This window comes from Streptomyces sp. NPDC029041 (genome assembly GCF_040637515.1).
Classification (GTDB): domain Bacteria; phylum Actinomycetota; class Actinomycetes; order Streptomycetales; family Streptomycetaceae; genus Streptomyces.
On sequence record NZ_JBEZWO010000012.1, the window covers coordinates 103,455 to 116,881 of the forward strand.

Annotated in this window: 17 protein-coding genes and 1 tRNA gene; 15 read left to right on the top strand and 3 right to left on the bottom strand. The window is 71.2% G+C overall.

The window, feature by feature from the left end; all coding sequences use genetic code 11:
- The 3 genes from AB0F04_RS28925 (at window position 1) to AB0F04_RS28935 (ending at window position 1,351) form a co-directional block, all read left to right on the top strand.
- Window positions 1-594 (top strand): HhH-GPD-type base excision DNA repair protein, encoded by a 594-nt coding sequence (locus AB0F04_RS28925; protein ID WP_362046481.1) that lies wholly within the window; start codon window positions 1-3, stop codon window positions 592-594.
- Window positions 595-794: 200 nt separating this feature from the next.
- Window positions 795-1,136, top strand: a complete 342-nt coding sequence (locus AB0F04_RS28930) for a hypothetical protein (protein WP_362046483.1) — start codon at window positions 795-797, stop codon at window positions 1,134-1,136.
- A gap of 77 nt (window positions 1,137-1,213) precedes the next feature.
- On the top strand, window positions 1,214-1,351 hold the full coding sequence (locus AB0F04_RS28935; protein ID WP_362046486.1) for a hypothetical protein: 138 nt from the start codon (window positions 1,214-1,216) through the stop codon (window positions 1,349-1,351).
- 55 nt (window positions 1,352-1,406) lie between these two features.
- On the opposite strand, the gene AB0F04_RS28940 is transcribed toward AB0F04_RS28935, so the two are convergent.
- Window positions 1,407-3,008: a helicase HerA-like domain-containing protein gene (locus AB0F04_RS28940; protein ID WP_362046769.1), complete on the bottom strand. Its 1,602-nt coding sequence runs from the start codon at window positions 3,006-3,008 to the stop codon at window positions 1,407-1,409.
- Between the two features lie 106 nt (window positions 3,009-3,114).
- Between AB0F04_RS28940 and AB0F04_RS28945 the strand changes: the two genes are divergently transcribed.
- Both AB0F04_RS28945 and AB0F04_RS28950 read left to right on the top strand, forming a co-directional pair.
- Entirely contained in the window at window positions 3,115-3,411 is a 297-nt protein-coding gene (locus tag AB0F04_RS28945; RefSeq protein WP_003999914.1) for a type II toxin-antitoxin system VapB family antitoxin, read from the top strand.
- Window positions 3,412-3,543: 132 nt separating this feature from the next.
- Entirely contained in the window at window positions 3,544-4,161 is a 618-nt protein-coding gene (locus AB0F04_RS28950; protein WP_362046772.1) for a LytR C-terminal domain-containing protein, read from the top strand.
- A 52-nt stretch (window positions 4,162-4,213) separates the two neighbouring features.
- Here the strand turns inward: AB0F04_RS28950 and upp are convergent, their stop codons facing one another.
- A complete protein-coding gene (gene upp, locus AB0F04_RS28955; RefSeq protein ID WP_104778992.1) occupies window positions 4,214-4,849 on the bottom strand; it encodes a uracil phosphoribosyltransferase in 636 nt (211 codons plus the stop codon).
- 131 nt (window positions 4,850-4,980) lie between these two features.
- On the opposite strand from upp, the gene AB0F04_RS28960 reads away from it, so the two are divergent.
- The 8 genes from AB0F04_RS28960 to AB0F04_RS28995 all read left to right on the top strand — a co-directional run bounded on the left by AB0F04_RS28960 (window position 4,981) and on the right by AB0F04_RS28995 (window position 9,512).
- Window positions 4,981-5,214, top strand: coding sequence for a hypothetical protein (locus AB0F04_RS28960; RefSeq protein WP_362046489.1), 234 nt, complete (start codon window positions 4,981-4,983; stop codon window positions 5,212-5,214).
- Between the two features lie 276 nt (window positions 5,215-5,490).
- Window positions 5,491-6,033: a hypothetical protein gene (locus tag AB0F04_RS28965; protein WP_362046775.1), complete on the top strand. Its 543-nt coding sequence runs from the start codon at window positions 5,491-5,493 to the stop codon at window positions 6,031-6,033.
- A gap of 56 nt (window positions 6,034-6,089) precedes the next feature.
- A complete protein-coding gene (gene tadA / locus AB0F04_RS28970) occupies window positions 6,090-6,521 on the top strand; it encodes a tRNA adenosine(34) deaminase TadA (RefSeq protein WP_362046492.1) in 432 nt (143 codons plus the stop codon).
- A 45-nt stretch (window positions 6,522-6,566) separates the two neighbouring features.
- Window positions 6,567-6,651 (top strand) — tRNA-Ser (locus AB0F04_RS28975).
- A gap of 133 nt (window positions 6,652-6,784) precedes the next feature.
- Window positions 6,785-6,961 carry a hypothetical protein gene (locus AB0F04_RS28980; protein WP_362046495.1) on the top strand — a complete coding sequence of 59 codons (177 nt, stop codon included), beginning with the start codon at window positions 6,785-6,787 and terminating at the stop codon, window positions 6,959-6,961.
- Window positions 6,961-7,254: a Dabb family protein gene (locus AB0F04_RS28985; protein WP_362046498.1), complete on the top strand. Its 294-nt coding sequence runs from the start codon at window positions 6,961-6,963 to the stop codon at window positions 7,252-7,254. Before AB0F04_RS28980 ends, AB0F04_RS28985 begins: the two co-directional genes overlap by 1 nt.
- A 187-nt stretch (window positions 7,255-7,441) precedes the next feature.
- A complete protein-coding gene (locus AB0F04_RS28990) occupies window positions 7,442-8,341 on the top strand; it encodes an RNA polymerase sigma factor SigF (protein WP_362046501.1) in 900 nt (299 codons plus the stop codon).
- A 268-nt stretch (window positions 8,342-8,609) separates the two neighbouring features.
- Window positions 8,610-9,512, top strand: a complete 903-nt coding sequence (locus AB0F04_RS28995) for an RNA polymerase sigma factor SigF (protein WP_362046504.1) — start codon at window positions 8,610-8,612, stop codon at window positions 9,510-9,512.
- A gap of 403 nt (window positions 9,513-9,915) precedes the next feature.
- On the opposite strand, the gene AB0F04_RS29000 is transcribed toward AB0F04_RS28995, so the two are convergent.
- A complete protein-coding gene (locus AB0F04_RS29000) occupies window positions 9,916-10,113 on the bottom strand; it encodes a hypothetical protein (RefSeq protein ID WP_362046506.1) in 198 nt (65 codons plus the stop codon).
- A gap of 215 nt (window positions 10,114-10,328) precedes the next feature.
- On the opposite strand from AB0F04_RS29000, the gene AB0F04_RS29005 reads away from it, so the two are divergent.
- Together AB0F04_RS29005 and AB0F04_RS29010 are read left to right on the top strand one after the other, a co-directional pair.
- Entirely contained in the window at window positions 10,329-10,817 is a 489-nt protein-coding gene (locus AB0F04_RS29005; protein ID WP_362046508.1) for a MarR family transcriptional regulator, read from the top strand.
- Window positions 10,818-10,830: 13 nt separating this feature from the next.
- Window positions 10,831-13,344 carry an MFS transporter gene (locus tag AB0F04_RS29010; protein ID WP_362046510.1) on the top strand — a complete coding sequence of 838 codons (2,514 nt, stop codon included), beginning with the start codon at window positions 10,831-10,833 and terminating at the stop codon, window positions 13,342-13,344.
- The last annotated feature ends 83 nt before the right edge of the window (window positions 13,345-13,427 follow it).

Below are 13,427 nucleotides of genomic sequence, written 5' to 3' on the forward strand. Positions count from 1 at the left end.
ATGGACGTCACTCTTCACCTCGCGCAGGATCCCGAGGCCGACGCGCTGCTCGGCCGCAGCCCGCTCGCCGCGCTGGTCGGCATGCTGCTGGACCAGCAGGTCCCCATGGAGTGGGCGTTCAAGGGCCCGGCGACGATCGCCCGGCGGCTCGGCGCGGACGACCTGGACGCGCACGAGATCGCCGCGCACGAGCCGGAGGCCTTCGCCGCGCTGCTCTCCGAGAAACCGGCGGTGCACCGCTACCCGGGTTCCATGGCCAAGCGGATCCAGCAGCTGTGCCAGTACCTCGTCGAGCACTACGACGGTGACGCCGAGGCCGTCTGGAAGGACGTCGGCACCGGCAAGGACCTGCTGAAGCGCCTCGCGGAACTGCCCGGCTTCGGCAAGCAGAAGGCCCAGATCTTCCTCGCCCTGCTGGGCAAGCAGCTCGGGGTGCGCCCCACGGGCTGGCGCGAGGCGGCGGGCTCCTACGGCGAGCCGGACTCGTTCCGTTCGGTCGCCGACATCACGGGGCCCGAGTCGCTGGTCAAGGTGCGGGCGCACAAGCAGGAGATGAAAGCCGCGGCGAAGGCGGCGAAGGCCTCCGGCACGTAGGCCCCGGTCACCCGCCCCCTGGGTGACAGCCGGAAGCCGGCACGTCAGCCACCCGGGCCGCTCCAAGTGGCGGCCGTTCGCGGGCCGGTCGCAGCATGGACCATGACCGAGCCACCGAGCGGCTCCCCCGCGTGGGCCGAGCGAGCGGATCTCTCCGTCGGCGGGATGAACGGCGTGGCCCCCGCGGGGAATGACCTCCCGTGACCCCCGCACCGCAGCCGGTCCCCCGCGGCCCGCGCCGGCACGCCTGGCTGCGGGTGCTCGTCCTGCTGCTCGCCCTCCTCGTGCCGGGCGCCCACGCCGAGGCCCACTCGGGATGGACGGCCCCCGTCTCCGGGGAGAACACCACCGTCGAGTGCGACGTCCCCGACACAGCCCTGCGCCCACCGGCCCGTGGCGCCCGCCGCGTCGCCGTCCCACCGGGCCCGGCCCCGGTCCCGGACCCCGGACCCGCGCACGCCGCACAGCGGCCCCTGCCCGTACCGCCAGGTCTTCCGCCGCACGACCCACGCCCTCCGCGTTCCGCGGTTCTGCGCTGCTGACAGGACCGGCCGCGCCCCGGCCCGTCCGTCCCGCACGGGATCCAGGAAGAACGACGACGAACGGCGAGGAACCAGCCATGCTCCAAGACCCGTACGCGGTCCTGCGCGCCCTCCTGCGCGCGGAGGCCGCCCGCAGCACCCCCAAGCCCCACTCCCAGCCGGACACCCGCAAGCCGCCGCACCCCCCGAAGGGGAGCAGAGAAGACCGCGGCTGACCCACCGGGACGGCGCAGGCGTCGTGCGCCTCCGCCGTCCCGACGCCTGCGCCTTCTACCGCCTCCGCCGTCCCGAGCGACGCGCCGTGCCGAACAGTGACCGGGTGATCTCCCGCCCGATCTGCGTCCCCACCGACCGGGCCAGCGACCTGAAGACGCCGCTCCCGACCACCTGCTCCGCCATGGACGGCCGCTCCTGCGCCCGCCCGCGGCGTTCGGGTGCCGCGTCCCGCATCTCGTCGGGCCCCTTCGCGCCCCGGCCGCGCTCCAGCCGCTCGTAGGCCGACTCCCGGTCCACGGCCCGCGCGTACCGCTCGTACAACGGCGACCCGGCGACGGCCCGTTCCAGGGCCTCCTGCCCCAGCGGCCCCATCAGTGACTCGGGGGCCCGCAACCGGGTCGCGGCGACCGGGGTCGGGGCGCCCCTCTCGCTCAGCACCGTCACCACCGCCTCCCCCGTGCCCAGGTTCGTCAGCACCTCTTCGAGGTCGTAGGGCGACTTCGGGAAGGTCCGCACCGTGGCGCTGAGGGCCTTCTGGTCGTCGGGGGTGAAGGCCCGCAGCGCGTGCTGGACCCGGTTGCCGAGCTGGGCGAGGACCTCCGCCGGTACGTCCTTCGGGGACTGCGTCACGAAGAAGACCCCGACCCCCTTCGAGCGAATCAGGCGCACCGTCTGCGTGATCGACTCCAGGAACGCCTCGGAGGCGTCGTCGAAGAGCAGGTGCGCCTCGTCCAGGAAGAACACCAGCCGCGGCTTGTCGACGTCGCCGAGCTCGGGCAGGTCGTGGAAGAGGTCGGCGAGCAGCCACATCAGGAACGTCGAGAACAGCTGGGGCCGGTCCTGTACGGCGCTCAGCTCCAGGACCGAGACGATGCCGCGCCCGTCCTCACCCGTACGCAGCAGTTCGGCCGTGTCGAACTCCGGCTCCCCGAAGAAGCCGGACGCGCCCTGCGCCTCGAAGGCGGTCAGGGACCGCAGGATCACCCCGGCCGTGGCCGCCGAGAGCCCGCCGACCGACCTCAGCTCCGGCCGGCCCTCGTCGGAGGTCAGGAAGGTCACGACCGCCCGGAGGTCCTTCAGGTCGATCAGCTCCAGGCCCTTGCTGTCGGCGTAGTGGAAGATCAGCGCGAGCGACTGCTCCTGGGTCCGGTTCAGCCGCAGCACCTTGGCCAGCAGCACCGGCCCGAAGCCCGTGACCGTGGCCCGGACCGGGACACCGCGCCCGATGCCGCCGAGGGCGAAGTACTCGGCCGGGAAGCCGGTCGCCGCCCAGCGCTGGTGGACATCGGCGGCCCGGCCCTCGACCCGGGCGTGCGGCCGGCCCGGCGCGGCGATCCCGGACAGGTCGCCCTTGATGTCGGCCAGGAAGACCGGCACGCCCTGGGCGGACAGCTGCTCGGCGAGCAGCTGGAGCGTCTTGGTCTTGCCGGTGCCGGTGGCCCCGGCGACCAGCCCGTGCCGGTTGAGCACGGCCAGCGGCACCCGCACCTGCGCGTCCGGCAGGCACTGTCCGTCCCACAGCAGGGCACCCAGCTGCAGGGCCGGCCCCGGGAAGGCGTAGCCGGAACCGATCCGCAGGGCGTCCTGAGGGAGGGCGGCGGCGCGCCCGGACACCTCCGGGGCGGGGACCGACGGCATGGTCTCGCGGTCCGGCATATTCACGCCCCAGTTCCCGGTTCGTACCGCCTTGCGGGGTTTTTTTCAGCGTCGCACCTCGGCGCCATGGCTGCGCCCGGAAGGTCTTGACCGGTAGGCTTTCCGTGTGATCTTCAAGCGCATCGGAAACGGCCGGCCGTACCCCGACCACGGCCGGGAAAGCACCCGGCAGTGGGCGGACGTCGCGCCGCGCCCGGTCCGCCTCGATCAGCTCGTGACGACCAAGGGTCAGCTCGATCTGGAAACGCTGCTCGCCGAGGACTCGACGTTCTACGGCGACCTCTTCGCGCACGTCGTGAAGTGGCAGGGCGACCTGTACCTGGAGGACGGGCTGCACCGCGCGGTGCGGGCCGCGCTCCAGCAGCGCCAGGTGCTGCACGCGCGCGTGCTCGAGCTCGACTGACCGTTCGACTGATCCAGGCGGTCGCGGGTTGGCCCTTTCGGGTTCCGCCGGGCGGCGTCGAATGATCATCTAGTAGGCATCGCCGCCCGGGCGCACTACGCTGCGCTCATGAGCATGCTGACTCCCCCCGGCATGGGCGGCAAGTACCGCATCACGGGCAACAGGTACCCCAAGATGCGCCGGCCCCGGCGGCGCGGCAGGCTCGCCGTCCTGACCGTCGCGTCCGTCGTCGCCCTCGGTGTGGGCGGGTGGGGCACCCTGCAGCTCATCGACGTCTTCACCGGCGGCGGCGGAGAGGCTTCGGCGGCCGGCGACGGGACGGACTGCGGCGTCAGGACCAAGGCGAGCCCCTCGCCCAGCGCCAGGCCCCTGCCCGAGCCGCGCACGATCACCGTCAACGTGCTCAACGCCACCACCCGCGGCGGCCTGGCGAAGAAGACCGCCGACGAGCTCAAGAAGCGCGGCTTCAAGATCGGTGACGTGGGCAACGCGCCCCAGCAGTACGACAAGAAGGTCAAGGGCACCGGGCTCCTGCTCGGCCCCGCCGCCGCGCTCGACACCGCCCTGCCCGTGCTCGGCACCCAGCTCCCGGGCGCCGAACGGCGTACTGAGGCGGCCCGCAAGGGCGCCGCCGTCGACCTCCTCATCGGGGACGGCTTCAAGGAACTCGCGAAGAAGCCGGACGCCGACCGGGCACTGGCCGAGCTGGCCACGCCCGAGCCGGCGCCGACGACGAAGAAGGGGTGCTGAGAGACCCGTCCGGTCTACTCGGCGGTCCCGGGTCCTGAGAGAGCCGTCCGGTCTACTCGGCCGCCCCGTACATCCGGTCCCCCGCGTCCCCGAGGCCCGGCACGATGTAGCCGTGCTCGTTCAGCCGCTCGTCGACCGAGGCGGTCACGACCGTCACCGGCGTGCCCGCCAGCTCACGCTCCATGATCTCGACGCCCTCCGGCGCGGCCAGCAGCACCACGGCGGTCACGTCGTCCGCGCCACGCCGGATCAGCTCCCGGATCGCCGCGACCAGCGTGCCGCCGGTGGCGAGCATCGGGTCGAGCACGTAGACCTGACGTCCCGACAGGTCCTCCGGCATCCGCGTCGCGTACGTGGAGGCCTCCAGCGTCTCCTCGTTGCGGATCATGCCGAGGAAGCCCACCTCGGCGGTCGGCAGCAGCCGGACCATGCCGTCCAGCATGCCGAGCCCGGCACGCAGGATCGGCACCACCAGCGGCCGCGGGTGCGACAGCTTGACGCCCGTGGTCCGCGCGACCGGCGTCTGGATGTCGACCTGTTCGGTGCGCACGTCACGCGTGGCCTCGTAGGCGAGCAGGGTGACCAGCTCGTCGGCGAGACGGCGGAAGGTCGCGGAGTCGGTGCGCTGGTCGCGCAGCGTGGTGAGCTTGTGGGCGACCAGAGGGTGGTCGACGACGTGGAGACGCATGTCCACAACATTAACCGGGCGGGGTGCCCAGGACCGCACGGCAAGCCCGCCGTCCGGCCGTCACCCGGTCGCCGGAGTCAAACCGCCCGTCCGGGGGAAAGCGGAAAGGACGGATAGGGGTGGTGAACCTGATGCCCGACCGGAAATTCCGAGACGATCCACTGCCGCGCACCTGGCCGGGGACGGGCCCGACGCCCGACCGGACGGACGGGACCGACGAGTCCGAGGCCGAGCGGCGCCGGCGTCGCGCCCGGTTCCTGCGCGATCTGGCCGAGGCCCGGGCGCTGCGCGACCGCGTCCAGCCGCGCCGCGCCAAGACGGCCCGGCTGCGGCACGCCATGCGCATGCGCACCTTCCGCTGGTAGGAAACGGGTGAGGAAACCCCCGGCAAAGATCGCGAACCGCGCGGAGATTGTCGCGGGTGACCGTGCGTGGAGCGGGGCAAAGCCGCGTACGATCCGCAGGTGGCGGCAACGGGCGTGCGAGCGGAACTGCCGGACACAGGGAGCCGAAGACGTCCCCTGAACGCCTTGTTTCTGCCACGATTCCGAGTGGGTGGGGCTCGGACGAGCACTCCCCGCCCGTAACCTCCGCCGGGGGGACCCCCAACCGGCACGCCTATGACCAGTGGGAGAGTCACGGTGTACTTCGCCGCACTGCTCGCGCGCACCGAAGACGGGTGGGAAGCGAGCGACACAGAGCTCGACGATGTGGAAACCCTGTCGGATCTCGCCGACCTGGCCCGTGAAGCCTCCCCCGACGAGGACACGGTGCTCGTGCTCATCGAGCAGGAGGACGCCTGGTTCGGCGTCGTCCGCGTGGACGGCGAGGAGGACCCTCGCATCTACGTCTCGGACGCCGCCGCCGCTGCCCGCAGCAGCTACGGCGAGATTCTGCTGACCGACGAGCTGCTCGGCCGCGATCCGGACGACGGGGACGACCTCGACGCCCTCGACCTCGACGGCACCGAGGACGGTGAGTCCGACGGGGACGACGAGGACGCCGAGGGCGGCTCCGGGCCCGCCGGCTCCGCCGAGTCCGTACCGCACGGCCCGGTCGGCGACGCGCTGATCCTGGACGACCTGGGCGTGAGCGAGAAGCAACTGCGCCTGATGTCGACGGACGCCGTCACCGAGATCGCCGAGTCCCTGGGCGCCTCGGAGACCCTGGAGGCCGTCCGCTGACCGGTCGTGGCAGCGCCAGAGCGCCGGATCCGGTCCGCGACCCCTGGCGGCCCGCGATGCGACTCGCCCTGGACGAGGCCGCCGTGGCCGTCCGGGGCGGGGACGTCCCCGTCGGTGCCGTCGTCCTGGCCCCGGACGGCACGACCGTGCTGGCGGCCGGGCACAACGAACGCGAGGCCGGCGGCGACCCCACGGCCCACGCGGAGCTGCTCGCCCTGCGGCGGGCCGCGGCCGCCCTCGGCGCGTGGCGGCTCGCCGGCTGCACCCTCGTGGTCACGCTGGAGCCCTGCACGATGTGCGCGGGCGCGATCCAGCAGTCCCGCCTCGACCGGCTCGTCTACGGCGCCCGCGACGAGAAGGCCGGCGCGGCCGGCTCCCTGTGGGACCTCGTCCGGGACCGGCGGCTCAACCACCGGCCCGAGGTGATCGAGGGCGTGCTCGCCGAGGAGTGCGCCGGGCTGCTCACCGACTTCTTCCGCGGTCGCTGAATACCGATTTCAAAGCACGCTGCTCCGTGCTGTAAGGTCTCCCTCGGTAGCGTGTCCGAGCGGCCGAAGGAGCTCGCCTCGAAAGCGAGTGTGGCGCAAGTCACCGAGGGTTCAAATCCCTCCGCTACCGCTTGTGAAGGGCCCCGTCGTCAGACGGGGCCCTTCGTGCGCTCAGGCTCTTCGTGCGATCTGCCCCTTCGGGTGATCGGCCCTTCGTGCGATCATGTGCGCTGCATGGGGCAACAGTGACTGGGGAGGCCGCGGTGGCGGTGAACGCGAAGAAGGTCGCCGTCTACGTCGTCGTGGTCTTCGTGATGTACGTGATCGTCACGGACCCGCAGACGGCGGCCGACTACGTCCTCATAGGGTTCCAGGGCATCTCGGACGCCGCCGGGGCCCTCGGGGACTTCGCGACGTGGGTCGCCAAGGGAGGAAAGTGATGATCCGCCATCTGGTGCTCTTCAAGCTGAACGAGGGCGTCGAGCGCGACGACCCCCGGGTCGTGAAGGGCGTCGAGGCCTTCCGTGCGCTCGGCGGCAAGATCCCGGAACTGCGTTTCTGGGAACTCGGCTGGAACGTCAGCGACCGCCCCATCGCCTACGACTTCGCCATCAACTCGGCCTGCGACGACGCGGACGCCCTGCGGCGGTACGTGGAGCACCCGGACCACCAGGCCGGGGTCGCGCTGTGGCGTGAGTTCGCCACGTGGGTGATCGCGGACTACGAGTTCTGAGACCTGCTGCACCACCGGCCGCTTCCGCCCCCTGCCCCCCGGCAGGGGGCTCTTCTGTTGCGTGGGGAGCGGCGCGGCTTTCATCACTCAACACGTACTTATGAGGTGCTTGCACACGTAGTGCATGTCTTGTGATGCTATGACCGCTTTTGATGGAAGCGTTGACGGATGAGTTGACGATGACGAGGTGGAGTTGACCGTGCTGGCCAGTACCGCACCTCAGGCACCGTCCCCTCAGGCACCGCCCCCTCAATCTCCGCCCGCGTCCTCCCAGGCGTCGTCCCCTCCGGCAGGGCCTCCTCACGCCGCACCCCAGCGGAGCAGTCGTGGCGCCGACACCCGGGCCCTTACCCAGGTCCTCTTCGCGCAGCTCAAGGAGCTCCAGCCGGGCACCCCGGAGCACGACCGCGTACGCGGGGCGCTCATCGAGGCGAACCTCCCGCTCGTGCGCTATGCGGCCGCCCGCTTCCGCTCCCGCAACGAGCCCATGGAGGACGTCGTCCAGGTCGGCACGATCGGGCTCATCAACGCCATCGACCGCTTCGACCCGGACCGGGGCGTGCAGTTCCCGACGTTCGCGATGCCGACCGTCGTCGGCGAGATCAAGCGGTACTTCCGCGACAACGTCCGCACGGTCCACGTGCCGCGCCGGCTGCACGAGCTGTGGGTACAGGTCAACAGCGCGACCGAGGACCTGACGACCTCCTTCGGACGCACCCCGACGACCGCGGAGATCGCCGAGCGGCTGCGCATCACCGAGGACGAGGTGCTGTCCTGCATCGAGGCCGGGCGGTCGTACCACGCGACCTCCCTGGAGGCCGCGCAGGAGGGCGACGGGCTGCCGGGACTGCTGGACCGGCTCGGCTACGAGGATCCCGCGCTGGACGGCGTGGAGCACCGGGATCTCGTCCGGCACCTGCTCGTCCAGCTGCCCGAGCGGGAGCAGCGGATCCTGCTGCTGCGCTACTACAGCAATCTCACGCAGTCTCAGATCTCCGCGGAACTCGGCGTCTCGCAGATGCACGTGTCACGGCTACTCGCGCGTAGCTTCCAGCGGTTGCGTTCTGCGAACCGGATCGAGGCATAACCGCAAACGCGAGCGAGAGGTCACCGCGGGGAGGGAATCGCTCATCAGGGCGGTTGCCGACAGTTGAAAGCCGAAAAGCCGTCAGACCCCTTGTTTGCAGGGCGTATTCGCGTCTCAGATGTCGACATGTCACTACAGCGTGTTGCCGACATGTGACATTCTGCGGGAAGCGCGTTTGCCGGAGCTTCGGCTCCGGTATTCAGGTGAAGGCTGCGTTCCTCAGGCGGGGGCGTTCGCCGCGACCGTCCCGCGACCCAAAGGGGGTGGCATGTCCGTAGAACAGGGCAGCTCGAAGGTGCTCACGCTCGCGGAGAGCGAGACAGCTCCCCATGCTCTCGACTCACTCGGCTCCATCGATGACGTACCGGCCCTCCCGGCCGAGCCCGTTCCGGTCCTTCCGGCTGCGGGCGCCATCGACACCCGCACCCTGTCCCGCTCCCTGTTCCTGCGGCTGGCCGCGCTCGACGAGGACAGCCCCGAGCGTGGTTACGTCCGTGACACGCTCATCGAGCTCAACCTCCCGCTCGTGCGGTACGCCGCCGCGCGGTTCCGGTCCCGGAACGAGCCGATGGAGGACATCGTCCAGGTCGGCACGATCGGGCTGATCAAGGCGATCGACCGGTTCGACTGCGAACGGGGCGTGGAGTTCCCTACGTTCGCGATGCCGACGGTGGTCGGGGAGATCAAGCGGTTCTTCCGGGACACGTCGTGGTCGGTGCGGGTGCCGCGGCGGCTGCAGGAGCTGCGGCTCGCGCTGACCAAGGCCAGTGACGAGCTCTCGCAGAAGCTGGACCGGTCGCCTACGGTGACCGAACTGGCCGCTGTGCTCGGGGTGTCCGAGGAGGACGTCGTCGACGGGCTGGCGGTGGGGAACGCGTACACCGCGTCCTCGCTGGACTCGCCGGCGCCGGAGGACGACGGTGGCGAGGGGTCGCTGGCGGACCGGCTGGGGTACGAGGACACCGCGCTGGAGGGTGTGGAGTACCGGGAGTCCCTGAAGCCGTTGCTGGCGAAGCTGCCGCCCCGTGAGCGGCGGATCATCATGCTGCGGTTCTTCGCGAACATGACGCAGTCGCAGATCGGCGAGGAGGTCGGCATCTCGCAGATGCACGTCTCCCGACTGCTGACCCGGACGCTGGCGCAGCTCCGGGAAGGCCTGATCTCGGACTGAGCCGGCCCGCCGGAGGGCTGGTCCTGACGGAGGACTGGGGCGCGGTCTTTGGGCCGCGCCCTATGTCTGTGCCGGTTCGGTGGGGGTTCGCGTCTGCGCGTGGCGCCGGGTGTGGGTCGGGGCCGCGCCGGGGGGCGTCCGTCCTCGGAACGTCGCGATGGGGTTGCGTGCCGACTGACTGTGCGTCGACGCGACAACCGCTGCGGGCGGACACCCCCCGACACGGCCCCTTCTCGCCGTACGCGGGTGCGGGTCCGCTCAGCCTGCGGGCATGCGTGCCGCCTGGGGCGGCACGGGTGGGCGCAGGCGGCACCCCGCTCCGCCGGGCTGCGGACCCACCCGGCCTCAGCCACGACCCCGAGCACCTGGAAACTTGGCCCGGCTCGGAAACCCGCCGTAAGTGCTACGCCAGCGCCAGCCAGGCCGCCGCCGCGATGACCGCCACAGCGGCCACGACGCCGAGGATGAGGCCGATGCGCGGGCCGCTGCTGGACGGTGCTGCCGCCTGACGGCCCTGCGGGGCCTCGTCGACGAACGCGCGGAACATCTGGGTGCTGCCGGCGGGGTCGTGATTGCCCTGCGGGGCCTGGTTGTTAGCCATGGCCCGAGACCCTAGCGAAAACGCCGGGGCTCCCCAAGTGGGGGTAGGGGTTCCGTTTGGGGGTGAGTGACCCCTCCCGCCGGGCTCGCCACCAGCATGTTTACTGCCGCAATACTTGCCTTTGCCAAGTTTTGGCTCCGCACCCCCCCCATTTATTTGCCTGCAGCAACCAACAGCTCCTATGGTTGCTTAAAGCAACGAAAGCGGGAGGTGTCATGGCCGAAAAGGCGCAGTACGAAGAGCTGGTCCGTCAGTTCAGCGCCTTCGGCGCCGTGAAGCGGGAGCTCGGGCGGATCATGCCCGCCGAGTGCCCCGGCGGGTCGGCGGCCGTTCTGACCCTGCTGGGCCGTCACGGCGACATGCGCATGAGCAAGCTCGCCGAGCTGATGGCGGTGGACATGTCGGTCACCAGCCGCCACGTCGCCCACGTCGTGGCCCGGGGCTGGGTCGAGCGCTCCCCCGACCCGGCGGACAAACGCTCACGCATCCTGCGCCTCACGCCCGCGGGCCTCACACAGCTCGACGAGCTGTCCCGGCGGACCACCGAGGTCCTCGCCGAGCGACTGAGCGACTGGACCGACGAGGAGGTCGGCCGGCTCACGGACCTCATGGCGCGGCTGCGGGAGAGCTTCGACTGCCGTCCCGGGACCCGGGCCGCACCGCCCGCTTTCGAAGAGACCACCCGTACACCCGCAAGCACGTAAGAAAAGGAAGCCCATGGCAACGACCACACCAGCCGGTGTGCGGGCTCATGCCAAGCACGGGGGAGGCTCCCACGGCTCCTCCGGCGACGGCGCTCCCATGACGCACCGGCAGATCATGGAGGCCCTCACCGGCCTCCTGCTCGGCATGTTCGTCGCGATCCTGTCGTCGACGATCGTCTCCAACGCCCTGCCCCGCATCATCGGCGACCTCGGTGGCGGCCAGAGCGCCTACACCTGGGTCGTCACCGCGTCCCTGCTGACGATGACGGCCTCCACCCCGCTGTGGGGCAAGCTCGCCGACCTGTTCTCCAAGAAGCTGCTGATCCAGCTCGCGCTGGTCGTCTTCGTGCTGGGTTCGGCGGCGGCCGGCATGTCGCAGAACCCGGGCATGCTCATCACCTTCCGCGCGGTCCAGGGCATCGGCATGGGCGGTCTGTCCGCCCTGGCCCAGATCATCATGGCGGCGATGATCTCGCCGCGTGAGCGCGGCCGTTACAACGGCTACCTCGGCGCGACCTTCGCCACCGCCATGGTCGGCGGCCCGCTGGTCGGCGGTGTCATCACCGACACCGACTGGCTCGGATGGCGCTGGTGCTTCTACGTCGGCGTGCCCTTCGCGGTGATCGCCCTGATCGTGCTGCAGAAGACCCTGCACCTGCCCGTCGTGAAGCGGAAGGTCAAGGTCGACTGGGCCGGCGCCTTCTTCATCACCGCGGCCGTCTGCCTGCTGCTGATCTGGGTGACCTTCGCCGGTGACAAGTACGACTGGCTCTCCTGGCAGACGTACGCGATGGTCGGCGGCTCCGTGGTGCTGCTGGCGCTGTTCGTCCTCGTCGAGGCGAAGGCGAGCGAGCCGATCATCCCGCTGCGGCTGTTCCGCAACCGCACCATCACGCTGGCCTCCGTGGCCTCCCTGTTCGTCGGCGTCGCGATGTTCTCCGGCACCGTCTTCTTCAGCCAGTACTTCCAGCTGGCGCGGGACAAGTCGCCGACGATGTCCGGTGTCATGACGATCCCGATGATCGCGGGTCTCTTCGTCTCCTCCACCGTCTCCGGGCAGGTCATCACCCGGACCGGGCGCTGGAAGGGCTGGCTGCTGGCCGGCGGTGTGCTGGTGACGGCGGGCCTCGGTCTGCTGGGCACGATCCGGTACGACACCGAGTACTGGCACATAGCGATCTTCATGGCGCTGATGGGCCTCGGTATCGGCATGATGATGCAGAACCTGGTGCTCTGCACGCAGAACCAGGTGGAGCCGGGCGACCTGGGCGCCGCCAGCTCCACGGTGACCTTCTTCCGGTCCCTGGGCGGTGCCGTGGGCGTCTCGGCGCTCGGCGCGGTCCTGGGCAACAAGATCACCGACTACGTGAAGGACGGCCTCGCCGACCTCGGCCCGAAGGGCGCGTCCCTCGGTCACGCCGGCACCGGCGGTGGCGGCATCCCCGACCTCGACGCGATGCCCGCGCCGATCCGCACCATCGTGGAGAGCGCCTACGGCCACGGCGTCGCGGACGTCTTCCTCTACTCGGCCCCGATGGCGCTGCTGGCCCTGCTGGTGTCGCTGTTCATCAAGGAGGTCCCGTTGAAGACGAAGGGCGGGCTGGCGCAGGCCGCCGAGTCCGAGACTCCTGCCGTGGCTCCCGCCACGGAGAAGAGCGAGAAGAACGCGCCGAGCTGGGCCGTGGCCGAGGCCGAGGCAGAGGCCGGGCCTGAAGGTACCCAGCGGCTCGCCGTCGTCGCCGCGGCTGACCGTCCGGTGGAGACCTCCGGTGTCCCCGTCCGCGGGTTCGTCCGCGGGAACGAGTCCGCGCCCGTGCCGCAGGCCGCCGTCACGTTGATCTCGCTGGGCGGGCGTCAGCTGGGCCGGTCGGTGGCGCAGGCCGACGGCTCGTACGCCGTCGACGCCCCGGGCGCCGGATCGTACGTCCTGATCGCTTCCGCCGACGGCTTCCAGCCGCAGGCCTCCACGGTCGTGGTGAACGGCGAGCCGGTCTCCTACGACATCCTGCTCAGCGGCACCAGCGGGCTCACCGGCCTGGTGCGGGCCGCCGAGAGCGGGCAGCCGGTCAAGGACGCCATGGTCATCGTGACGGACGTGCGCGGCGACCTGCTGGCCAACGGGACCACGGGTGAGCAGGGCGAGTTCTCCTTCGCCGAGCTGGTGCCGGGGGCGGTGACCGTCGCGGTGAACGCCGCCGGGTACCGGCCGCGTGCCCTGCCCGTCGAGGTGGGCGGCACCGGAGTCACCCGGGTCGAGATCGACCTGGACTCCGGCGCCCGCGTCCAGGGTGTCGTCCGCGCCCCGCACGGCCCGCTGGCCGACGCCCGGGTGACGCTGGTCGACCAGGCGGGCAACGTCGTCGGCTCGGCCACGACCGGGGCGGACGGGGCGTACGCCTTCACCGACCTGGACGGCGGCGAGTACACCGTCATCGCCACGGGTTACCCGCCGGTGGCCACCGCCCTGACGGTCGCGGGCGCCGGCACCGACGCCCACGACATCGAACTCGCCCACCCCGGCGAGTAGTCCGGCCCCGGCCCGTGGCAGCGGGGCGCGCTCTGAGCGGAGGTGCGCCCCCTGTCACGGGCCGGTTCGTTTTTCAGAGGAGT